Source organism: Phenylobacterium sp. CCH9-H3, assembly GCF_001557235.1.
Classification (GTDB): Bacteria; Pseudomonadota; Alphaproteobacteria; order Caulobacterales; family Caulobacteraceae; genus Phenylobacterium.
On sequence record NZ_LSJI01000005.1, the window covers coordinates 1 to 834 of the forward strand.

Annotated in this window: 1 protein-coding gene; it reads left to right on the forward strand. The window is 65.7% G+C overall.

Features of this window, described 5'->3' with window-relative positions; genetic code table 11:
- Positions 1-71 precede the first annotated feature (71 nt).
- Positions 72-413 carry a hypothetical protein gene (locus AX721_RS00080; protein ID WP_068873889.1) on the forward strand — a complete coding sequence of 114 codons (342 nt, stop codon included), beginning with the start codon at positions 72-74 and terminating at the stop codon, positions 411-413.
- Positions 414-834: the final 421 nt, after the last annotated feature.

Sequence of the window (834 nt, forward strand, 5' to 3'; positions counted from 1 at the left end):
AGCCGATGATACGCCATGGCTAAAGGCTCTCGCTCCCTGGCGAGGCGCGCCCCAGCACAAAGGAGCTGGACATGAAATATCTCGTGGCCGCCGCGGCGGCTCTCTTCCTGATCGTCGGGTCGGCCGCGATGGCCCAGCCGGCCTATGACAATCACGGCCGCGGTCAGGCCTATGGGCAGGCAGCCTATGGTGGCGAGGGCAGTCATGCCGCGCAATCGGGCGGCGGGCATCGCAATTCGGCCCCGAGCTACAGCTACGTCCAACCCTACGCCGGGTATGGCTACCGAGGCGGGTCATCGTACTACGGCGCACAGGCCTACAGCTATAGCGACCGGCATGATCGTCGTGACCATCGGCGGGCTCAGCGCGGCCACTACGACGCGCCGCGCTACACCGGTTACGACCGTCACTAAGGCCTCCTGAACCCCGTCTAGTTACGGCTGGCGCCTTCGGCTTCGAAGACGCGCCGGCCGCGATGACGCCAGATCTCCACCCGGCGCGCGCTCCGTTCAGCATGTCGGCCGGGCCGAGAAAGGCTCCGCCCGACAGGTCTCGGCATCCGAACCCAAGCGGAGCGCCCGTTTTCCGAGTGGCACGCCTCTGCGCGCCTGGAGTTCTCGGACTTTGTCTGGAGCGCGGAAGCTCAGCGTGGTTATCCCGGGCTTGGCGCAAACCGTCGTCCTCCCAGCTTCAGCAGAGCGATCCGATGAGGGGGGACATGCTGATGGCGCGTATCTACTACAACGATGACAATCCGGCTTCGCCGGCTGGAGGAAGATCATGTCCCAACCTCGACGCCGGCGGGCGACCCAATGGCCGCTGCTCATCATGCTG